Consider the following 19771-nt stretch of genomic DNA (forward strand, 5'->3'; position numbering starts at 1 on the left):
TCACCTTACCCCGTCCCGCGCCCGGGAGAAGACGTAGTCCCCTGGGACACCGCCCCCGCCGCCGAGCCATCCGCCGGAGTCGCCGGGGCCGCCTTGGCCGCCGCCTGCGGCTCCACCGTCACCCGCACCACCCGAGGCCCGTCCACCTCGTCCACGAGGATGCGCCACATGTCCAGCTTGAGGCTGTCGCCCTTCTCCGGCACCCGCCCCAGCTTCGTCATCAGGTAGCCGGCGATCGTCGTCACCTCGCCCTTCTCGTCCTCATCCAGGTCGAAGTTGACGTCCAGCCGCTCCTCCAGGTCATCCAGCTGCGCCGTGCCCGGCAGCTCGAACCGGCCGCCCGGCAGCGAGCGCACCTCCTCCATCCTCCGGCCCAGCTCCGCCACGTCGCCCACCACCTCGGCCACCACGTCCGCGATGGTCACCAGCCCCGAAGTGCCTCCGTGCTCGTCCACCACCAGCGCCGTCTGCCGGCGGCGGCGGCGGAACTCCGCCAGCAGCTGCTCCAGCGTCACGTTCTCCGGGATGAAGAGCACCGGCCGCTGCACCTGGGACAGGGACCGCAGCTCCCCCTTCGACAGCAGGAAGAACAGGTCCTTGGCGTTCACCAGGCCCTCCACCTGGTCCAGGCTCCCGCGGCACACCGGCAGCCACGTGTGGCCCGCGGCGCGCGCGTCCGCGATGCACTTCTCCAGCGACTCCTCCACGTCCAGGAACTTCACCTGGTTGCGCGGCACCATCACCTGTCGGGCCGTCTTCTGCGCCATCTCCAGCGCCCGCTCGAGCAGCTCCGCCCGCGAGGTGGTGATGGAGCCCGCCTCCGCCGAGCTGTGGAGGATGACGCGCAGCTCGTCCTCGCTGTGTGCCTCGTGGGCCTCGCTGGCGGACTCCAGCCCGAACATCCGGAGGATCCGCCGCGCCATCCCGTTCAGCAGCACGATGGCCGGGTAGAACAGGAAATAGAAGACGTGCATCGGCAGCGCCACGGCCAGCGTGGTGGCCTCCGCGCGCTGGATGGCCAGGCTCTTGGGCGCCAGCTCTCCGACGATGATGTGCAGGAAGGTGATGATCGCGAACGACAGCGCCACCGCCACGCTGTGCGCCACCGTCTCCCGAGCCGACTCCGGAACGAGGCCGGCGACCAGCGGCTCCAGCAGGTGCGCGAACGCCGGCTCACCCAGCCAGCCCAGCCCCAGCGACGCCAGGGTGATGCCGAACTGCGTGGCGGAGAGGTACGCGTCCAGCTTCTCCACCATCTTCAGCGCCGTGGCCGCCCCCGGCGTCCCCTCGTCCACCAGCGCCTGCAGCCGCGTGGCGCGGATCTTCACGATGGCGAACTCCGTCGCCACGAAGAACCCGTTGGCGAACACCAGCAGAATCGCCAACCCCAGGAAGATCCACTCGCTCGCCATGGCTCAGAACAACGCTTCGAAGTCCGGCTCGCCCTTGAGCGCGTCGAACATCGGATCCGTGGAGAGCCAGCCCAGCACCTTGGGGCGATCCGCCGCCAGCGCCTTCTGGAGGTGCGTCACCGCGTCCTTGGGGCGCCCCCAGAGCGCGTACAGCGCGGAGAGGTTGTAGTTGAGCAGCAGATCGTCCGCGTTGAGCGCCCGGGCCTTCCCGTAGGCCCGCTCGGCCTCCGCGTAGAAGCCCTTCTGCGCGTAGCAGATGCCCAGGTCCAGCTGGGCCTCGAAGTTGTCGGGCTCCAGCCGCACCACCTCCTTGAGCTGGTTGATGGCCGAGCGGTAGTCCCCCTCGTCCATCTGCAGCGCGGCCAGCTCGTGGCGCGGGAAGGCGTCCTGCGGATCCAGCTCGATGGCCGTCTGCAGCTCGCGCATGGCCTCCTCCACCCGGCCCTGGTCCGCGTAGGTGAGCCCCAGGTTCAGGTGGGCGTCCGGGTACTCCGGATCCAGCTCGATGGCCTCCTTGTACTCCTCCACCGCCATCTCGGCGGCATGGGTGGAGAGGAAGCAGGCGAGGTTGTAGTGCGCGGTGGCGCTCTCCGGCTCCAGCTTCAGCGCCGTGAGGTACTCGCCCAGGGCCTCGCGGAAGAGCTTCTTCTCCGCGTACACCGTGGCGAGGTTGTCGTGGGCGTGGGCGGAGTTCGGATCGAGCTCGATCGCCTTCTTGAACTCCTTGATCGCCTCGTCCAGCCACCCGCGATCCGCCAGCTCGATGCCGCGCGAGTTGTGCTCGTCCGAGAGTGCGATGTTGTCCTTTTCCCGTGCCATGAATCGGCGGGCAATCTACGCGTCGCCAATCGACGGGCGCAAGGTAGAGTTTCCGTACACTTATGCGCCGCGCCGCCCTTCTGCTCCTGCTGCTCTCCGCCTGCGCTCGCAGGCCCGTCCCCGAGCCCGAGTCCCCTCCGGGCGCCGCGCCCACCGCGCAGACGTCCGCTCCCCCACCTTCTGCCCCGGCGGATGTCACCGGGAAGACATCCGCCAGCCAGGGCCCCCAGCCCGCCGCGCCCCCCCGCCCCGTCACCCTGGTCGTCGGAGGGGATGTGACGGTGGGCTACCACTATGAGGAGTACTTCGACCAGCAGGTGGCCCAGGGCCGCTCGCGCGAGGAGATGTTCGCCTACGGCTTCAAGGAGGTGAAGGCGGTGGCGGACTCGGCCGACCTGTTCCTCGTGAACCTGGAGTGTCCCTTCACCGACAGCCTCGACAAGCTGCCGAAGAACTTCAACTTCCGCGCCCGGCCCGAGTTCGTGAACACGCTGCTCGCAGGCGGCGTGGACCTGGTGAGCCTGGCCAACAACCACATGATGGACTACGGCGCCCAGGGGCTCGTGGACACCCTCATGACGCTCGAGCAGGCGAAGATCCCCTACTTCGGCGCGGGCAGGACGCTGGCCGAGGCCCGCCGCCCTGCCCTGCTGACGCTCGGCGGGGTGCGCTTCGCCTTCCTGGGCTACTTCTTCCTGGGAGACCGCAACATCGAGCCCCGGGCCGTGTACGCCACGGAGACGACGCCCGGAGTGGCCGGCCACCACTCGGACGTGGACGCCATGGAGAGGATGCTGCGTGAGGACATCCTCGCGGCCAAGGCCCAGGCGGACGTGGTGCTCCCCTTCTTCCACTGGGGCGTGGAGAGCACCTACAACCCCCTGCCATACCAGCTCCGGCTGGCGCGCGCGGCCATCGAGGCGGGCGCGGCGGGGGTGCTCGGCAGCCACCCGCACGTGCTCCAGGCCATGGAGCTGCACCAGGGCGCCCCGGCCATCTACTCGCTGGGCAACTTCGTCTTCGGAGGTAACTGGAACCCGCGAGACAAGCGCAGCGCGCTGCTCAAGGCCCGCTTCTCCCCGGGGGGCTACCTGTCCAGCGAGATCATCCCACTCAGGACGGACCGCTACCCGGAGTTCCCCATGCAGCCCATCGTCGTCTCCGGCACGGAGGCCGAGGACGTCCTGAAGCTGCTGGCCACCAGCTCGGCGGCGCTTCCTCGCATGCTGCCCGAGCTGGAGCCCTACCGCCCGGCAAGCCCTCCCCCCTAGCTGTCAGGGAGGGCTCGACCCGACGGACTACTTGTGCCGGGCCTTGTTGCTCTGGCCGCGGACGGCGCGCACGCGGCGGCGCTTCAGGACGGACTTCTTCGTCTTGGCGCGGTTGGACAGCTTCTTCTTGCTGCGATTTCCCTTCTGGGCGGGCATGTTCGAGCACTCCAGTGCAGTTGTTGAGCCGCAGTGTAGCGGCAACGGGCGCCCTTCTTTCACGCTCCTGCCCAGGCTTCCAAGGAATTTCTTGACGCCCTCCGCCCTTGCCAGCGGGCGGGCAACGGGGCAATACCCCGGGTACGACGATGATTGACAAGCTTGAAGAGGTCGAGCGCCGGTTCGAGCGCCTCACGGCCGACCTGTCCAACCCCGACATTCTCGCGGACTCGGCGAAGCTCCAGAAGGTCTCCAAGGAGCGCGCCGGGCTGGAGAAGCTCGTCGAGGCGTTCCGCGCCTACCGCAAGGTCCTCGATGACCTGAAGGAGGTGGAGGCCTGGCTGGACAGCGGGGACGCGGACGAGAAGGCCTACGCCCGCGAGGCCCTGCCCGGGCTGAAGCAGCAGCGCGACGAGATGGAGCAGGAGCTGAAGATCCTCCTGCTGCCCAAGGACCCGAATGACGAGAAGAACGTCATCCTGGAGATCCGCGCGGGCGCCGGCGGCGACGAGGCCGGCCTGTTCGCCGAGGAAGTCATGCAGATGTACCTGCGCTACGCGGCCAAGAAGGGCTGGTCGGCGGAGATCGTCGACATGAGCCCCGGCGGCGCGGGCGGGGTGAAGGACGCGACGGTCACCCTGTCCGGGCCGGGCGTCTACAGCCACATGAAGTACGAGTCGGGCGTGCACCGCGTGCAGCGCGTGCCGGCCACCGAGGCCCAGGGCCGCATCCACACCTCCACCATCACCGTGTCGGTGATGCCCGAGGCCGAGGACGTGGACATCCAGATCAACCCGGCGGACATCGAGATGCAGGTGATGCGCTCGACGGGCTCGGGCGGCCAGAGCGTGAACACGACGGACTCGGCGGTGCGCCTCATCCACCACCCCTCGGGCATCGTGGTGAAGTGCCAGCAGGAGAAGAGCCAGACGAAGAACCGCGCCCAGGCCATGCGCATGCTGCGCGCCAAGCTCTACGAGATCGAGCAGGAGCGCATCCGCAACGAGCGCGACTCCATGCGCCGCGGGCAGGTGGGCACCGGGGACCGGAGCGAGAAGATCCGCACCTACAACTTCCCGCAGGACCGGCTGACGGACCACCGCATCGGCCTGACAGTCCACAACCTGCCGGCCATCATGGCGGGCGGCGTGGAGGACGTCATCACCGCCTGCCGCACCTACTACCAGGCCGAGGCCCTCAAGCAGCAGACCGGTGGGGGCCCCGGCGCCGCCGCACGCGCATGAGCGAGACCTGGACCATCCGCAAGGTCCTCACCTGGACGACCCAGCACTTCGAGAAGCGCCAGGTGGACGCCCCGCGCCTCACCGCCGAGATCCTCCTGGCGCACGTGCTGAAGACGAGCCGGGTCCGCCTGTACGTGGACCTGGACCAGCCGCTGGGCAAGGAGGAGCTGGCCTCCTTCCGAGCCCTCATCGAGCGGCGCATGGCCGGCGAGCCCACCCAGTACCTCACCGGCGTGAAGGAGTTCTACAACCGCTCCTTCAAGGTGGACGCGCGGGTGCTCATCCCCCGCCCGGAGACGGAGCTGCTGGTGGAGGCCGCCCTCCACGTGCTGCCCAGGGATGCCCCCAGCCGGGCCCTGGATGTGTGCACCGGCTCCGGCTGCATCGCCATCAGCCTCGCCGCCGAGCGCCCCCAGGCCTCCATCCTGGCCACGGACGTGTCGCCGGACGCCTGCGCGCTGGCTCGAGAGAACGCCGAGGCGCTGGGGGTGGGCGCTCGCGTCACGGTGGTGCAGGGGGACCTCTTCGCCCCCGTGCCGGCGGACGCCCGCTTCCAGCTCATCGCCTCCAACCCGCCGTACATCGCCTCGGGGGAGATTCCGGGGCTGTCGGCGGAGGTGCGCCGTGAGCCCCACCTGGCCCTGGATGGCGGCCAGGACGGGCTGAAGATGGTCCGCCGGGTCATCGAGGGAGCCCGCCGCTACCTGCTGCCTGGCGGCCTCCTTGCAATGGAGATTGGGGAAACCCAGGGGAGCGCCGTCCGGGAGCTGCTCCAGGCCGCGGGCTTCGAGAACGCGCGCGTGGAGAAGGACCTGGAGCGCAGAGATCGCCTGGCATTTGGGACACAGCCTGCGGCCACCGGGCCACAGGGGTGAGACAGAGATGGACAAGATCGTCGTGAAGGGAGGCCCCGCGCTGCACGGGGAGGTGAAGGTGTCCGGAGCCAAGAATGCCGCGCTCCCCATCCTCGCCTCCTCGCTGCTGGCTGACGGGGTGAGCACCTACCGCAACGTGCCGGACCTGGTGGACGTGGCCACCATGCTCAAGGTGCTCAACACCATGGGCTGCGAGGCCGAGCGCCTCACCGGTCGGCAGAAGAACGTGTGCCAGGTGGGAGTGGGCGGCAACATCACCCCCGAGGCCCCGTACGACCTGGTGAAGACGATGCGGGCGTCCGTGCTGGTGCTCGGGCCCCTGGTGGCCCGCTACGGCCGGGCGCGCGTCTCCATGCCGGGCGGGTGCGCCATCGGGGCCCGGCCCATCGACCAGCACCTCAAGGGGCTCAAGGCCCTGGGGGCGGAGATCACCCTCACCGAGGGCTACGTGGAGGCCCGGGCCAAGCACCTCAAGGGCGGCACCGTCAACTTCGACTGCATCACCGTCACCGGCACGGAGAACGTGCTGATGGCGGCGGTGCTGGCCAAGGGCCGGACGGTCCTGGAGAACTGCGCCCGCGAGCCCGAGGTGGAGGAGCTGGCCCGGGTGCTCAACAAGATGGGGGCGAAGATCGAGGGGGCAGGCACCTCCGTCATCACCATCGACGGGGTGGACTCCCTGCGGCCGGTGGAGCACTCGATCCTCCCGGACCGCATCGAGGCGGGCACCCTCCTGGTGGCCGCGGCCATCAGCGGCGGGGACGTCCTGGTGAAGCACGCGGTGCCCGAGCACCTGGAGGCCGTGGTGCTGAAGCTGCGCGAGGCTGGATGCACCATCACCACCGAGAACGGGGGGATGCGCTGTAAGGCCCCGAAATCCATCCACCCGGTGGACGTGACGACCACCGAGCACCCTGGATTTCCCACGGATATGCAGGCCCAGCTCATGGTGCTCATGTGTGTGGCCAACGGCACCTCGGTCATCTCGGAGCACATCTTCGAGAACCGCTTCATGCACGTAGCGGAGCTGCACCGGATGGGGGCGGACATCACCATCCAGGGTCCCACGGCCGTGGTGAAGGGCGTCAAGAAGCTCTCGGGGGCCCCTGTCATGGCCACCGACTTGAGGGCCAGCGCCTCGCTGATCCTCGCCGGCCTCCGGGCCGAGGGGCGCACCGAGGTGGCCCGCGTGTACCACCTGGACCGGGGCTACGAGCGGCTCGAACGCAAGCTGCGGGGCCTGGGGGCGGACATCCGCCGGATGAAGGCCTGAAAGTTCGCTGTCAACAGAACCGCCGGTGCTGGTTGCATCCTGAAATTTGGGCGCCCTATCATTCTCCAATCCACGGGGAGCAAGCCTCCCCCTTCCAGGAGAACGAACCGCCCCATGAATTGCCCCGCTTGCAACGTCGAGATGGCCGATCTCGAGGGGGATGATCTCACGTTGCGGAAGTGTGGAGACTGCGGCGGGCTGTGGATCGACGTCGCCGACCTCAATCGGGTCCTGCTCCACAACAATCTTCCCGGTCTGGAGAGTCAGGGCGGCAAGGTCGACGCGGAAGCACTCACCGGACAGTGCCCCGAGTGCCAGGTGGATCTCGTACGGATCAACGGTGGTGACCGTCACCACCCCCTGAGCTACGACTCCTGCGAGTCCTGCGGCGGAATCTTCCTGGAGTCGGAGTTCCAGGACGCCACCGACGTGAAGGTCGCCATGCAGGAGATCGTCGACTTCTTCAAGGCCTTCAGCGCCAAGAAGAAGACAGCCGCGGGCTGATCCAGAGCCGGAGAGGGCTCGGGCCCTCTCCTCTCGCCCCGGAGACGGAGCCGCCGGCTCAGGGCCGGCTACGGAAGGGCTCCTTCCACTCTTCCGGCAGATCGCCCTCCAGGGCCAGCGTGTGTCCACCCGACGAGCCCTCCGCCTCTTCCCGGGTGAACTTCACGGAGACCTTGCCCTTCTTGGGCAGCTCCAGCGACAGCCGCGAATTCGAGGTGGTGTAGGCGCCGGTGAGGACGCTCGGCTCGCCGCCGCCCAGCGGCTCGTGGACGAAGCGGTACGTCCCATCCACGTAGAAGGAGAGGAAGCGGTCGGCCGCGCCCTCCAGGCCGCCGAACCAGGTGCCCAGCACCTGCGCCTGGCGGGCGTCGTACTTCAGGACGGGGGCCAGCTTCGTCCCGTTCAGCGGCTTGCCCCCCGAGTAGAGGATGACGTCCGTAAGGCAGACGGGGGCGCCGGAGTCGGAGCCCGGGAAGACGTCCTTCACCTCGAGGGTGATCCAGGCGCCGGTGACGGGCGGGTTCAGCGGGATGGTCTGCAGGCCGCGCTTGTCCTCGAGGGTGAAGCCGCGCGCGGAGTCCTTGCCCTCCAGGGCGATCTTCTTCGCCCGGGGGTGGGTCTTGAAGGCGTCCCGATCCGAGCCGTTGCCGGTGTAGACGCGCACCTCGTCCACGGTGGCCACGCCCTTGAAGCCGATCGTCATGCCCCGGGGGGCCCCCTCCGCGTCGGAGGCACACCAGACGGTGGTGTCGCGCCCATCGAGCACGTTGAGCGGGTTGTAGCGCTCGGGGTGGCCGTCCTTGTCCAGGTAGTCGGCGGCCTGGGCATAGCCGACCGAGGCGGGAGGCGCGGCGAAGGCGGTGGGAGCAGAAGCGGCGAGCAGGAGGCTGGAGAGGACCGGGAGGCTTCGCATGGCCGTGCATCTTGGATCGGCCCCCGAGGGGCTCACCAGAGCGCAGGGGCTCAGGATGAAAACCCGACCCCGCATGTTTGCGGTGCTTGACACCCGGTCCCCACGGGGAAGAGTAGGCGGCCGATGCGAGGGAACGCGATGCGACGTCTGGGCTGGATTGCTGTGTGCGCGGTGCTGGCCGGCTGCCCCAAGGGGAAGGACGAGGTGGCCGACGCGGGACCGGTGGACGCCGGCCCGGATGTCTTGAGCGAGAAGGAGCCCAACGAGCGGCCGGATCAGGCGCTGGCGCTGACTCGGGACGCGGTGGTGAGCGCGGCGCTCTCGGCCGACCCGGCGAAGGGGGACGAGGACTGGTACCGGCTGGCGCCCCCGGCCGCGCGGACGGCGGACATCACCGTGTCGGGCATCCCGGGCGGAGATGTGGTCATCGAGGTGTACGACCGGGACCGCAACCGGCTGGCGGGGGTGAACAGCGAGGGCGAGGGCAAGCCGGAGCACTTCCCCAACCTCTTCGTCGAGGGCGAGCGCTTCGTGCGAGTGGCCTCGGCGCGCAAGGGCAGCGGCGGCTCATACACCCTGACGCTGGCCTACCGGCGCCCCAACGACGGCGAGGAGCGCGAGCCCAATGATCGGGCCGTGGACTCGACGGCGCTGACGCTCGGGCAGACGGTGGCGGCCTACATCGGCCACGCGGGAGATGAGGACTGGTACCGGATCGAATTGCCCACGCCGGAGCCGAGCACCCCGGCCCCTGATCCTGGCGAGGAAGCGCCTCTGCCGCCGCCTCCCACGCCGGCTCCGACGCCCACGGAGGGGACCGCCCCCACGCCGACAGAGGGGACTCCTCCCGCTGCGGCTGAGGGCACTCCGCCCTCCCCTGCTCCCGAGGGTTCGGCGCCCACCGCGGAGGGCTCCACGCCGCCCCCGGAGGGGACTCCCCCGGCCAGCCCCACCGGAACGCCGGGGGCCGTGGCCCAGACAGGAGACGCCGGCACCCCCGCCGCGCCTCCGGAGCCTCCGGGACTGGCGCTGAAGATCGAGCTGTCCGCCATCGAGGGCGTGCGGCCGGAGCTGGCGGTGCTCTCGGCGGCGGAGGCGCCGCTGTTCTCCCTGCGCGGCAAGGAGGGCGAGGCGCTGGCGCTGCGCAACATCGGCGTGCGCTCCACGGACAAGGTCGTCTACGTGGTGGTGAAGAGCAGCTGGGTGGGCACGGGCAAGGACGCGAAGCGCACCTACAACGCGACGAACCCGTACACGCTCTCGGTGTCACTGGAGGAGGCGGGAGCCAACGCGGAGCTGGAGCCCAATGACGAGCTCTACAAGGCGACGCCGATGAGCGGCTCGGGCTTCAAGGAGGGCTTCCTCGCGCCCAAGAGCGACGTGGACTACTACGTGCTGCGCACGACGGAGCCCATGCTGGCGAAGGTGGAGGTGTCCGGGGTGGAGCGGCTGGACCTGGTGCTGTCGGCGGTGGACGCGCCAGCGGGCGACGGGGCGCAGGAGACGGTGACGCTGAGGGCGAACGACGGCGCGCTGAAGGAGCCGGAGCGCCTGAACAACGTGTCCTGCAGCGGCAGCTGCTACTTCAAGGTGGAGGGGGCGTCGCGGAAGGTGGAGGGCAAGTGGGTGAAGGACTTCGAGAACGCGGACCAGCCCTACCGCATCACCGTCAGCGCGGTGCCGGACAACGGCAGCGAGGAGCGCGAGCCGAACAACACCGTGGACCGGGGCATGGAGCTCTCGCTGGGCAAGGCGGTGCGAGGCACGGTCTACCCGCTGAAGGACGTGGACTACTACCGGCTGGACCTGACGGATCGACCGGTGCGCACGGCGCTTCGGGCGACGCTGCTGGGCATCCTGAAGGTGGACGTGGCGCTGTACCTGCACCGGGTGGGCGAGGACGGCAAGCTGGCGCTCATGCAGACCTCCGATCGCGCCAAGGGCGACCAGCCGGAGACCATCCGCTACAGCGCCGAGCCGGGGGTGTACGTGCTGGAGGTGCGCGACGTGAAGAACCGCGAGTCGAACTTCCAGGACCCGTACCAGCTGACGGTGGAGGAAGGGGAGTAGCCGAGCGGACTCGGGCGTCACTTCTCGTTGACAAGGTCGAGCGAGGCCCCTACCTTGGGCTCGCTTCGGTCGCGGTGGTAGCTCAGTTGGTAGAGCACGAGCTTCCCAAGCTCGGGGTCGCGGGTTCGAATCCCGTCCGCCGCTCAACAAAAGGCCGGTAGTTCCTAGGGAAACCAGGGACTACCGGCCTTAGTGTTTTATGGCGCCCCAGGAGCATCCGCCTGGGTGTCCTCGCGGATGATCCTCTCGAGCCACTCCCGATTCCTGGGGAAGACCGTGCTCGTGAAGGCCGAGTAGACGGGCGCACTGCCTCCACGATTGACACCCACGAGAAGCGGGCTCTTGCCTCCTCGAGGCCACTCGAAGCACGGCCCCCCACTGTCACCCTCGTACGCATGAACCCCTGGCTGCGTGACCGTCAAGACCTCGCCCTCCACCCGGGCAATCTCCGTTCGTCCGAAGTGGCGATCTCCAATCTTCTTCTTCCGCATGTCGGCGTACCCGAAGCCCACCAGGACGACTCTCCGGCCCACGGCGACGGTCTTCCGGGCCAGTTCGACGCTCCTGACTCCCTGAACCGCATTCTCCAGGTGGATGACAGCCAGATCGGATTCCGCCGAGACGAGCGCTCCATTGCCGTCATAGAGGAGCCTGAGCCCTGGATGAGGCTCGACCTTGATTCCGACGTAATCTCTCGGAGAACCGGGCTGCCCATAGAGAACCGTCTGCACGGTCAGCCGATCCAGGCACATGGACCCGTCGATCAGCGTCCCTGGCTCGCCGGCCTCTAGCACCCACGGTTTCTCCATGCACACGCAATGCGCCGCCGTGAGGACACGCCGAGGACTGATGAGCACTCCGCTGCAGGTCGCTATCGCTGAACCATTCGAGGGCAACGTGAGCAGCACGGTGTTCGGGTAGATGTTGCCCGAGTCCAGCTTTCCTCCCAGGACATAGGGATGCTCCGAGGGAGTGCCCTCTAAAGGAGCATGCGATTTCGCTCCGGAGTTGCTCGCGCACGCACCGCAAATGACCAACAGCACCATGAGGCTCAACAGTCTCGGGTGAGGATGCATCGGATCAGGCACCTTTGAGCCAGCGATGCCGCCTGAAGCCTCCAGGCTCATCATCTGGGGTTGACGGAGCGAATCGCGGCGCGGAGCCAGTCGAGGTAGGGGTGAAGGCTGGTGAAGGTCGGCTCTCCTCCCAATCCCCTACCCGACACGCCAATGAGGACCGGCCCTCCCGAGCTCTCCCGCACACAAGGCCCGCCGCTGGACCCTCGATAGAGGTCGCGCTTCGGTTGCTCGTAGAGGACCCAGCCACTGCCCACATCCATGAACCTGGCGACCTTGTAGCGCGTGAAGCGCCGCTGCCGCGCCACCCCGCCGAGGGACTCGTCGAAGGTACCGCCGATCATCACGAAGCTCTCGCCTGCCTGAACGTCTTCGTCCGCGAGCGGGAGCGGAGAGAATGTCTCCTCGACAGAAGCCTCCAGGAGAATGAGGGCGAGATCCCCACGACTGGACTCCACCTGGCCTTGGGCATCGAGCACCACCTCCAGAGCAGGATGCGGCCGGACTTCCACGCCTTTGTGGAGCCGACTCCCGCTTCCGGGTGGAGGCGTGTCCGCTCCCGCTGGCGCATAGATCATCGTGGTCACGGCCGGACTGCCTGAGCAGGAGGTTCCGTCGATGATGAACCTGCCCGGCTTGTCCGCAGTGGAAGCGGGTCTGCGCACGCAAACACAGTGCCCCGCGGTCAGCACGAGGCGAGGGCTGAGAAGCACTCCACTGCAGAGCCCATGAATGCCCGCTTCCGTGGGCTCGGTGGTCTCGATATCGACGGCGGCGGAGTACCGGTTCACCTTGTCCAACATCCCCGCCAGCTCGAGGTAATTCAGTCTGGCAGGCTGAGGGAATTCCGGCGGCAGGGCGCCTCCTGCATCCTCCAGCGCGAGAGCACCGGCGTCACCGGGAGTCGCGCCCCCTCCCGCATCCGCTGGCGCTGGCTCCTTGCGGTTCTGGCACCCCAGTGCGGCGAACTGCATGCCCAGTACCAGGAGCATGGGGGCACACGTGGGCAGCCTGCCGGGCAGCTTGTGGGGAGTGGGCATGAACCGATCTTGATGGGAACCACCGTAGTCAGGGGCCCAAGGTCCGACAAGCACAGCGGATCTCCTCGTGTTTCCAGGGCCTTCCCGAAGGCCTTGACTGAACACAGTTTCAGGTCCACCTTGATCAGGTGAAGCCGCGTCCCGTCTCCAATCCGCCCAACCCCTGGGCGAGCACCGAGGTGGAGTACCTCGACGAGATCCCGCCCTCGCGGCTCGAGGTGCTGGAGGATCACACCCGCGAGATCCTCACGCACAACAGCAGCCCGGACGTGGGCTTCTCCTGGAGCGTCAACCCGTACCGTGGCTGCATGCACGCCTGCGCCTACTGCTACGCGCGCCCCGGCCACGAGTACCTCAGCATGGGCGCCGGCACGGACTTCGAGACGCGCATCGTCGTGAAGCCCCACGCTCCGGAGCTGCTCCGCGAAGCCTTCGATCGCCCTCGCTGGAAGGGCGAGCCCATCGTCTTCAGCGGCGTCACCGACTGCTATCAGCCGCTCGAGGCCTCGATGCGGCTCACCCGCCGCTGCCTGGAGGTCTGCGCCGAGTACCGCAACCCCGTGGGCATCATCACCAAGGGCGTGCTCATCGAGCGCGATCTCGACGTGCTCCAGACCCTGGCGCGAGAGGCCCGGCTCTGGGTGGGCATCAGCCTGCCCTTCCACAACCCGGAGCTGGCGCGAGCGATGGAGCCCTACGTGGCCACGCCGAAGCGGCGCCTGCAGGCCATCGAGCGGCTCGCCGCGGCGGGTATCGACGTGACGGTGTCCGTGGCGCCCATCATCCCGGGCCTCAATGACGAGGACATCGCCAAGGTGCTCACCGCCGCGCGAGAGGCCGGCGCCACCCGCGCCTTCTACACCCTGCTGCGCCTGCCCGGCCCCGTGAAGGCAGTCTTCGAGGAGCGCCTGCGCGAGAAGCTCCCCCTGCGCGCCGAGCGGGTGCTGCACCGCATCCGGGAGACGCGCGGCGGTGTGCTGTCCGACTCGCGCTTCAACCACCGCATGCGCGGCGAGGGGCTCTACGCGGAGACCATCGAGCGCCTCTTCGACACCACGGCGCGCAAGGTCGGCATGCGCATGGCCTTCATGACGGAGAGCGCGCCCACCACCTTCCAGCGGCCGGCGCGCCCCTCCGCTCAGCTCAGCCTCTTCTAGTCCTCCTTGCCGAGCATCCCGTCCCGGAGGCCGTCGTCCACCGGGTTGCTGCCGAGCCACACGCCGAAGAGGGCATCCGCGAAGTCCTTGCCCTCGAGCAACAGCTCCTTTCCGCCCTGGCTCCGCACCTGGGTGCCCTTGCCCGGCACGTAGGTGATCAGCAGATCATCCCCCTTCTTCAGATCCGGGATGGCCGCGTTGAGTTTGTCCAGCCGCTCCTTCAGCGCCGGCAGCTGCGCCTTGTTGTTCTTCGTCACGCCGTCGGTGATGGCCTCGGTGATCTTCGCCTTCTCCAGGTCGCGCAGCATGCTCATGCGGACGACCTTGATCTGATCCGAGCTGAGCACCTCCGAGCCCACCTTGGACGGCGTCTCCAGGTACAGCCCCGCGGCGTAGACCTTGAAGACCATCTTCTTGCGAAGGCCCGTGCCGTTGAGCTTCAGCTCCTTGCCCTCGACCGTGAGGGTCTCGGGGAACTTCACCCCCGCTACCTCCTTGTCCTTGGCCAGGGCGGGCAGCGCGAGGGTAAGGGACAGCACCAGAGCGGACAGTGTCGCTTTCATGGACTCCTCCCGACGGGGTAGGCCCCCAGGTGTAAGCCAGCCGGGAGCGCCCGTCGAGACTCGGACGCTCCCCGCCAGGAGGAATTCAGCCCGCCTCGGGCGCCCTACCCGTGCTTCTGGACGAACTGGTCCATGAAGGAGACCAGCGCCTTCACGTTGTCCACCGTCACCGCGTTGTAGAGCGACACGCGGATGCCGCCCGTGCTGCGGTGCCCCTTGAGCCCCACCATGCCCGCCTTCTTCGCCTCGGACACGAAGGTGTCGTTCAGCGCCTCCGTCGGCAGCTGGAACACCACGTTCATGTACGAGCGCGAGCCCTTCTCCACCGGCGCCCGGTAGAAGTCCGCGTGGCGATCGATTGCGCCGTAGAGCAGGTCGCCCTTCTCTCGGTTCCACTGCTCGATCTGCTTCAGGCCTCCCACGTCCTTGATCCACGCCAGCACGTTGCGGCACAGGTAGATCGCGAAGGTGGGCGGCGTGTTGTACAGCGAGTTGTTCTCCGCGTACGTCGTGTAGCGGAAGATCTTCGGGATGTCCTGGCGCCCCCGGGCCATGAACTCCTTGTCCACCACGATGAGGACGATCCCCGAGGGCCCCACGTTCTTCTGCGCGCCCGCGTAGATGAACGCGAACCTGCTCACGTCGATGGGCTTCCACAGCAGATCCGAGCTCATGTCCGCCACCAGCGGCACGCGGCCCACCTCCGGGAACGTGTGCCACTGCGTCCCGTAGATGGTGTTGTTGCTCGTCATGTGGACGTACGTGGCGGCCGGATCCAGCTGCAGCTCCGCCTGCGCCGGGACGCGCGTGTAGCGCTTCTCCTTGTTGATCGCCGTGGCCGCGATGCGCGGCTTGCCGTAGTACCGGGCCTCGTCCAGCGCCTTCTCGCTCCACACCCCCGTCATCAGGTAGTCGGCCGAGGCCTCCGGGGTGAGGTAGTTCATCGGCACCTGCGCGAACTGCTGCGAGGCGCCTCCCTGCAGGAAGAGCACCTGGTGCGTCGGCGGGATGGCCAGCAGCTCGGTCAGCAGGGAGATGGCCTCGTTGTGGACGGCCTCGTACTCCTTGCCCCGGTGGCTGTGCTCCATGATAGACATGCCAGAACCCTGGAAATCCAGCAATTCCTCCCGCGCCCGCTCCAGTGCCGGCAAGGGCAGGCCGGCGGGACCGGCATTGAAGTTGATGACGCGCATGGCAGTGTCCTTCTAGGAAGTGAACGGCGCCGCCATTCTCTCCTACGGCCTGTCGGGGGCCAGCAGGAAAGCGGGGGATGTCTGACATGTGGCGGTGGCCGACCGGACGCTCCGGGGGTCAGGAGGACAGGTGGGTTCCTCTGAGGAACTGACACAGTGGGTGCGGCGGGCCGCCCGTGGGGAGGAGTCCGCCTTTGGAGAGCTTTATCGGCGCACGAGGCCTCTGGTGGCTCGGCTGACGGCCGGGTTCGCCACGCTGGATGCGGACGAGGTGGAAGACGTGATTCAGGAGACTTACGTCCGAGCGTTCAAGGCGCTCCCGAGGCTCAAGGAAGTCTCGGCGTTCGAGGCGTGGCTCCTGTCCATCGCGCGCAACCGCGCGCGCACCCGCCTGGAGCGCAAGAGCCACCTGCGACGGCTGGAGGAGGAGACCCAGGATCCCCAGCCCGAGGCCGTGCCCGCCATGCCGGAGGCGCTCCAGGTGGAGCGGGACATCGCCGTGGTGCGTCAACTCATCGCCGAGCTGCCGGACGGCGAGGAGAAGAAGACCGTGCAGCTCTTCTACCTGGAGGGAGAGCTGTCCGCGCGGGAGATCGCCGAGAAGCTCGGCGTGGGCAAGAGCGCGGTGACCATGCGGCTGGAGCGATTCCGGGCGCGCATCAAGCGTGAGCTGCTCCGGCGCGTCCTCGCCGGGCGCTGGGAGTAAGTCATGAAGCACAAGCACCTCGACGCCCATGCGTTGAAAGCGCTGTCGGCCCGGGACCCGGAGGCGGTGGCCTACTTCCGCGAGCACCTGGCCGCGCCGTGCGACGCGTGCGAGGAGTTCCTCGTCCAGGCCCCCGACACGGACCTGCTCGACGGGCAGCTGGACTCGCTCCTGCTCGGCCTGGCGCCGCCCCGGCAGGCCACGCTGGATGAGGTGGGCTGGATGCGCCTCAAGCGCCAGCTGCGCGCGCCTCGCCAGCTCGGACGGTGGGCCGGCGTGGCGGGTGCGCTGGCGGCCTGCTTGCTCGCGCTGGTGTTCGTGCCGCGGCTGATGGCGCCCCCCTCGCAGCCGGCGTGGAGCGGCGTGAAGGGCTCGAGCCGCATCAGCCTGGAGCTGGTCGCGGCGGCGCGGGGCGCGGACGGCCAGCTGCGGCGCCTGGACTCGGGCGCGCCGGTGTCGCCGGACGACGTGCTGCTGCTGCGCTACCACTCCACCGAGGCCGGCAGCGCCCTGCTCTTCCAGCAGGTGGACAGCGGTGCCCCCGAGCTGCTCGGCAGCTTCTCGCTGGAGGCCGGGACGCACGATCTGGCCGGCCCGCAGGGCCTCACCGGGGTGAGCCTGTCGGGCGAACAGGGCCCCGTGACGCTGTGGCTGGTGGCCTCGCCAGCAGGTGAGGAATTGTCGCCAGATGAAGTCCAGACCTCGCTGAAAGGAGGAGCACCTGCCCGGGAGGACAACCCGATGTCCACGGCCAGGTTCGACGTCTTCGTCGAGAACGGCCAGAATCAGCGCTGAACGTGAAGCGCTTCTTCCTCATTCTGCTGGGAGCCCTCGCGGCTTGTGCCGGCCCGTCCGCCCATGAGAAGGGCGGACTGGTCCCGCTCAAGCTCGACGAGGCTGCGTTGTCCAATGCCTACGCACCGCGACGCATCGCGCTGCTGGTGGGCATCTCCGAGTTCCAGGATCCGCAGTGGAGGAATCTGCGCTACTCGTCGAAGGACGCGCAGGATCTCGCCACCGCGCTGAAGGATCCGGCGCGTGGGCACTTCGATCAGGTGCGCCTGCTCACGCGGCGGGAGGAGACGACACGCGCATCCATCGTCGCGGCGATCCGCGAGCTCCAGAAGGAGGCCACGCGGCCGGACGACGTGGTGGTGGTGTACTTCTCCGCGCACGGCACGCTGTCGCGCGATGGGCAGGGCGAGCTCAGGCGCTACCTGGTCACCCACGACTCCTCGTACCAGTCCATTCCGCAGACGGCGCTGTCCATGGACGTGCTGAAGGCGGAGTTCGACAAGCTGCCCAGCCGGCGCCGGCTCATGGTGCTGGCCACCTGTCACAGCGGCAGCGGCAAGTCGCTGCTGCCCAAGGAGCTGGAGACGGAGCTGGCCGGCATCAAGTCCGGCTTCTACGCGCGCCCCCTGGAGGAGGCCAGCCGCGCCTCCATGGTCTTCGCCGCCTGCGACTGGGGCGAGACGGCCCGCGAGGACGAGGGGCTGCGCAACGACATCTATACGCACTTCCTCATCGAGGGCCTGAGCGGCACAGCCGACCGCAACGCGGACGGCGCCGTCACCGCCACCGAGGCGCATGACTTCGCGCGCCGCCGCACCTTCGCCTTCACCCAGGGGCGCCAGCGCCCGTCCGCGGAGATCCTCGAGGTGGGCGCCGATCCGGTGGTGCTCTCCGGCCGCATCGATCGCCTGGGCCGCCCGGAGCTGTTCTCGTACAACCCGCGGCTGGATGGCTTCACCCTCAAGGTGGACGGCGAGCCGCGCGCGGAGCTGCCTGGAGGCGCCGCCGTGGTGCCGGGCCGCCGCACCGTGGAGCTGACCAAGGGCGACTCGGTGCTCATCCGCCGGGAGCTGGAGGTGGCCGTGGGCGAGCGGCTCCCGCTGGAGCAGCTGCTGTCGGACGCCTTCCCCAGCCGCTCCCTCGCGCTGATGGGCGGCATGTTCTCGTTCGTGGACGGCCGCAGCCGCACGGAGCTGCTGCCCGCCTCTCCCGAGGTGGGCCTGGTGCTGCGCCTGGAGGACCGGCCGCTGCAGGACTTCGGACTCCTGTTGGATGTCAGCGGCAGCCGCGGCCGCCGCACCCTCGAGCTCGTCCCCGGCTCCCAGGTTCCCTTCGTCTACACCCGCCTCACCGCGGGTGTGGGAATGCCCTACCTGTGGCGCTGGGACAAGCTGACGCTCTTCGGTGGGCCGCGCGTGGCCGCTCTGTACCTGGGGCGGTCCTTTGAAGTGGACGCCTTCACGGGCGGACAGCACTACTTCACCGTCAGCCCTGGCGTGGTAGGTGGCCTCGTGTGGCGCCTGGGCGAGCGGCTGGAGCTGACTGCCCAGGCGCAGTTGATGCTCACGTACGTCGTGGTGGATGGGCGGGGTCAGGCGGTGGGATTCACCGGCGGCCAGGCCGGCATGGGGTACCGCTTCTGATGCACCACAGACTGCACATCGCGATGGCTGTCGTCCTCGGGGCGCTGGGTACAGGCGGGTGCGGCGGGCTGGCGAATGAACCCTTCCTGTTCGGGACGGTGAGCGGACGGCTCGTCGGAGCCGACGCGTCCGTGGCGCGTGTGTCCGTCCTGGGCAAGCCCGAGCTGAGCAGCACCGTGAAGGGGGATGGCTCCTTCACGATCGAGCGAGTCCCCGCGGGCGCCGCCGAGCTGTTCATCATCGCCTCGGCGACGAAGACGCTGCGTCAGCCCCTGATCGTCCAGGGCGGGCAGTCCGTGTCGCTGGGCGAGCTGGAGCCGAAGGAGGCCAGCTTCCTGTCGGTGCGCGTCAAGTCGCCCGACAACGAGCGGGTGACCGAAGGCCGGCTGGTCTTGGAAGGTACTCCCTCGGAGCAGAGCCTGGACGACAAGGGGCGGGCGGAGGTCGGCCCGCTGCCAGACGGCTGCTACTCGCTGCTCGTGTCGGCCAGGAGCTTTCCGGACGTGAGCTCCGAGACGTGCGTGAGCGCCGGCGAGAAGAAGGAAGTGAAGATCAACCTCTCCGAGCCGAGCGGCGGGTGCGCGACCACGGGATGCGTGGACGACTACCAGTGCGCGCAGAGCGGCCGGTGCGTCGAGTGCCTCGAGGACACACACTGCGGCCCGGGCCTCTCCTGCCGTGGCTTCCGGTGCGAGGGCGGGCCGCTCTGCACGCCGTGCACCGGGGACTGGACGTGCCAGGCTGGCTCGAGCTGCCAGGCGCTGCCCGAGGGCAACGCGTGCGTGGGTCGGTGCGGCAACGGCGAGACGTGCAAGGGCGGCTTCACGTGCCAGAGCGGCCGCTGCATGCCCAACTCGGCGCAGTTCTCCGGGTGCGGCGGCTACCGTGGGGTCGGCGCCTCCTGCGGGACGGATGATGCGATCTGCCGCGGCATGGGCATCATCGAGGGCGCCTGTGTCGAGGGCACCTGCACCCTGCGGTGCAAGTCCGACGACGAGTGCCCGGAGGGGTATTCCTGCAAGGGCGGCTCCGGCGGCAAGGCGTGCCGGCTGGAGAACTGA

General features: G+C 68.7%; 19 protein-coding genes and 1 tRNA gene. 12 read left to right on the forward strand and 8 right to left on the reverse strand.

The genetic code is table 11. The features are described 5' to 3' along the window. Positions 1 to 5: 5 nt before the first annotated feature. Both KY572_RS29425 and KY572_RS29430 read right to left on the reverse strand, forming a co-directional pair. Positions 6 to 1412 carry a hemolysin family protein gene (locus tag KY572_RS29425; protein WP_224246319.1) on the reverse strand — a complete coding sequence of 469 codons (1407 nt, stop codon included), beginning with the start codon at positions 1410 to 1412 and terminating at the stop codon, positions 6 to 8. A gap of 3 nt (positions 1413 to 1415) precedes the next feature. Beyond that, complete coding sequence (locus KY572_RS29430; protein ID WP_224246320.1) at positions 1416 to 2231, reverse strand: tetratricopeptide repeat protein; 816 nt, start codon at positions 2229 to 2231, stop codon at positions 1416 to 1418. A 62-nt stretch (positions 2232 to 2293) separates the two neighbouring features. Between KY572_RS29430 and KY572_RS29435 the strand changes: the two genes are divergently transcribed. Next, complete coding sequence (locus KY572_RS29435) at positions 2294 to 3502, forward strand: CapA family protein (RefSeq protein ID WP_224246321.1); 1209 nt, start codon at positions 2294 to 2296, stop codon at positions 3500 to 3502. A gap of 27 nt (positions 3503 to 3529) precedes the next feature. On the opposite strand, the gene KY572_RS47430 is transcribed toward KY572_RS29435, so the two are convergent. Continuing rightward, complete coding sequence (locus KY572_RS47430; RefSeq protein ID WP_263452091.1) at positions 3530 to 3658, reverse strand: hypothetical protein; 129 nt, start codon at positions 3656 to 3658, stop codon at positions 3530 to 3532. 149 nt (positions 3659 to 3807) lie between these two features. Here KY572_RS47430 and prfA point away from each other — a divergent pair, with 149 nt between their 5' ends. From prfA to KY572_RS29455, 4 genes are all read left to right on the forward strand, one after another. Beyond that, positions 3808 to 4902, forward strand: coding sequence for a peptide chain release factor 1 (prfA, locus tag KY572_RS29440; RefSeq protein WP_224246322.1), 1095 nt, complete (start codon positions 3808 to 3810; stop codon positions 4900 to 4902). After that, the gene (prmC, locus tag KY572_RS29445; RefSeq protein ID WP_224246323.1) at positions 4899 to 5777 is read left to right on the forward strand and encodes a peptide chain release factor N(5)-glutamine methyltransferase; all 879 of its coding nucleotides are present in this window, start codon (positions 4899 to 4901) and stop codon (positions 5775 to 5777) included. The genes prfA and prmC overlap by 4 nt, the downstream gene beginning before the upstream one ends. Before the next feature lie 7 nt (positions 5778 to 5784). Beyond that, positions 5785 to 7050 (forward strand): UDP-N-acetylglucosamine 1-carboxyvinyltransferase, encoded by a 1266-nt coding sequence (gene murA, locus KY572_RS29450; protein ID WP_224246324.1) that lies wholly within the window; start codon positions 5785 to 5787, stop codon positions 7048 to 7050. Positions 7051 to 7164: 114 nt separating this feature from the next. Beyond that, complete coding sequence (locus KY572_RS29455) at positions 7165 to 7554, forward strand: zf-TFIIB domain-containing protein (protein WP_224246325.1); 390 nt, start codon at positions 7165 to 7167, stop codon at positions 7552 to 7554. A 58-nt stretch (positions 7555 to 7612) separates the two neighbouring features. On the opposite strand, the gene KY572_RS29460 is transcribed toward KY572_RS29455, so the two are convergent. Then, on the reverse strand, positions 7613 to 8467 hold the full coding sequence (locus KY572_RS29460) for an NADase-type glycan-binding domain-containing protein (protein ID WP_224246326.1): 855 nt from the start codon (positions 8465 to 8467) through the stop codon (positions 7613 to 7615). A gap of 138 nt (positions 8468 to 8605) precedes the next feature. On the opposite strand from KY572_RS29460, the gene KY572_RS29465 reads away from it, so the two are divergent. Together KY572_RS29465 and KY572_RS29470 are read left to right on the forward strand one after the other, a co-directional pair. Then, entirely contained in the window at positions 8606 to 10537 is a 1932-nt protein-coding gene (locus tag KY572_RS29465) for an ABC transporter substrate-binding protein (protein ID WP_224246327.1), read from the forward strand. A gap of 71 nt (positions 10538 to 10608) precedes the next feature. After that, positions 10609 to 10681 (forward strand) — tRNA-Gly (locus tag KY572_RS29470). Positions 10682 to 10734: 53 nt separating this feature from the next. Here KY572_RS29470 and KY572_RS29475 read toward each other — a convergent pair. Both KY572_RS29475 and KY572_RS29480 read right to left on the reverse strand, forming a co-directional pair. Continuing rightward, positions 10735 to 11667 (reverse strand): trypsin-like serine protease, encoded by a 933-nt coding sequence (locus tag KY572_RS29475; RefSeq protein WP_224246328.1) that lies wholly within the window; start codon positions 11665 to 11667, stop codon positions 10735 to 10737. Further along, complete coding sequence (locus tag KY572_RS29480; protein ID WP_224246329.1) at positions 11664 to 12416, reverse strand: trypsin-like serine protease; 753 nt, start codon at positions 12414 to 12416, stop codon at positions 11664 to 11666. The genes KY572_RS29475 and KY572_RS29480 overlap by 4 nt, the downstream gene beginning before the upstream one ends. 365 nt (positions 12417 to 12781) lie before the next feature. Between KY572_RS29480 and KY572_RS29485 the strand changes: the two genes are divergently transcribed. Then, entirely contained in the window at positions 12782 to 13810 is a 1029-nt protein-coding gene (locus tag KY572_RS29485; RefSeq protein WP_224246330.1) for a PA0069 family radical SAM protein, read from the forward strand. Here KY572_RS29485 and KY572_RS29490 read toward each other — a convergent pair. Next, the gene (locus tag KY572_RS29490; protein ID WP_224246331.1) at positions 13807 to 14373 is read right to left on the reverse strand and encodes a chalcone isomerase family protein; all 567 of its coding nucleotides are present in this window, start codon (positions 14371 to 14373) and stop codon (positions 13807 to 13809) included. The two genes, KY572_RS29485 and KY572_RS29490, sit on opposite strands and share 4 nt — an antisense overlap. A 104-nt stretch (positions 14374 to 14477) precedes the next feature. Continuing rightward, positions 14478 to 15566: a 3-phosphoserine/phosphohydroxythreonine transaminase gene (gene serC, locus KY572_RS29495; protein WP_224246332.1), complete on the reverse strand. Its 1089-nt coding sequence runs from the start codon at positions 15564 to 15566 to the stop codon at positions 14478 to 14480. Positions 15567 to 15696: 130 nt separating this feature from the next. Between serC and KY572_RS29500 the strand changes: the two genes are divergently transcribed. The 4 genes from KY572_RS29500 to KY572_RS29515 are packed head-to-tail and all read left to right on the forward strand — an operon-like array spanning position 15697 to position 19771. Continuing rightward, complete coding sequence (locus KY572_RS29500; protein ID WP_317987916.1) at positions 15697 to 16272, forward strand: RNA polymerase sigma factor; 576 nt, start codon at positions 15697 to 15699, stop codon at positions 16270 to 16272. A gap of 3 nt (positions 16273 to 16275) precedes the next feature. Then, positions 16276 to 17067, forward strand: a complete 792-nt coding sequence (locus KY572_RS29505) for a hypothetical protein (protein WP_224246333.1) — start codon at positions 16276 to 16278, stop codon at positions 17065 to 17067. Positions 17068 to 17069: 2 nt separating this feature from the next. After that, a complete protein-coding gene (locus tag KY572_RS29510; protein WP_224246334.1) occupies positions 17070 to 18710 on the forward strand; it encodes a caspase family protein in 1641 nt (546 codons plus the stop codon). Continuing rightward, entirely contained in the window at positions 18710 to 19771 is a 1062-nt protein-coding gene (locus KY572_RS29515) for a carboxypeptidase regulatory-like domain-containing protein (RefSeq protein ID WP_224246335.1), read from the forward strand. Before KY572_RS29510 ends, KY572_RS29515 begins: the two co-directional genes overlap by 1 nt.

Origin of the sequence: Hyalangium gracile, assembly GCF_020103725.1 — a bacterium.
Taxonomy (GTDB): domain Bacteria; phylum Myxococcota; class Myxococcia; order Myxococcales; family Myxococcaceae; genus Hyalangium; species Hyalangium gracile.

What these genes read in the sequence shown, in the direction of transcription:
- KY572_RS29430 (WP_224246320.1), bottom strand. Translation starts at nt 2,231, where the DNA reads ATGGCACGGGAAAAGGACAACATCGCACTCTCGGACGAGCACAACTCG.
- KY572_RS29455 (WP_224246325.1), top strand. Translation starts at nt 7,165, where the DNA reads ATGAATTGCCCCGCTTGCAACGTCGAGATGGCCGATCTCGAGGGGGAT.
- KY572_RS29480 (WP_224246329.1), bottom strand. Translation starts at nt 12,416, where the DNA reads ATGTTGGACAAGGTGAACCGGTACTCCGCCGCCGTCGATATCGAGACC.
- KY572_RS29435 (WP_224246321.1), top strand. Translation starts at nt 2,294, where the DNA reads ATGCGCCGCGCCGCCCTTCTGCTCCTGCTGCTCTCCGCCTGCGCTCGC.
- KY572_RS29515 (WP_224246335.1), top strand. Translation starts at nt 18,710, where the DNA reads ATGCACCACAGACTGCACATCGCGATGGCTGTCGTCCTCGGGGCGCTG.
- murA (WP_224246324.1), top strand. Translation starts at nt 5,785, where the DNA reads ATGGACAAGATCGTCGTGAAGGGAGGCCCCGCGCTGCACGGGGAGGTG.
- KY572_RS29460 (WP_224246326.1), bottom strand. Translation starts at nt 8,467, where the DNA reads ATGCGAAGCCTCCCGGTCCTCTCCAGCCTCCTGCTCGCCGCTTCTGCT.
- KY572_RS29475 (WP_224246328.1), bottom strand. Translation starts at nt 11,667, where the DNA reads ATGATGAGCCTGGAGGCTTCAGGCGGCATCGCTGGCTCAAAGGTGCCT.
- prmC (WP_224246323.1), top strand. Translation starts at nt 4,899, where the DNA reads ATGAGCGAGACCTGGACCATCCGCAAGGTCCTCACCTGGACGACCCAG.
- serC (WP_224246332.1), bottom strand. Translation starts at nt 15,566, where the DNA reads ATGCGCGTCATCAACTTCAATGCCGGTCCCGCCGGCCTGCCCTTGCCG.
- prfA (WP_224246322.1), top strand. Translation starts at nt 3,808, where the DNA reads ATGATTGACAAGCTTGAAGAGGTCGAGCGCCGGTTCGAGCGCCTCACG.
- KY572_RS29465 (WP_224246327.1), top strand. Translation starts at nt 8,606, where the DNA reads ATGCGACGTCTGGGCTGGATTGCTGTGTGCGCGGTGCTGGCCGGCTGC.
- KY572_RS47430 (WP_263452091.1), bottom strand. Translation starts at nt 3,658, where the DNA reads ATGCCCGCCCAGAAGGGAAATCGCAGCAAGAAGAAGCTGTCCAACCGC.
- KY572_RS29490 (WP_224246331.1), bottom strand. Translation starts at nt 14,373, where the DNA reads ATGAAAGCGACACTGTCCGCTCTGGTGCTGTCCCTTACCCTCGCGCTG.
- KY572_RS29505 (WP_224246333.1), top strand. Translation starts at nt 16,276, where the DNA reads ATGAAGCACAAGCACCTCGACGCCCATGCGTTGAAAGCGCTGTCGGCC.
- KY572_RS29425 (WP_224246319.1), bottom strand. Translation starts at nt 1,412, where the DNA reads ATGGCGAGCGAGTGGATCTTCCTGGGGTTGGCGATTCTGCTGGTGTTC.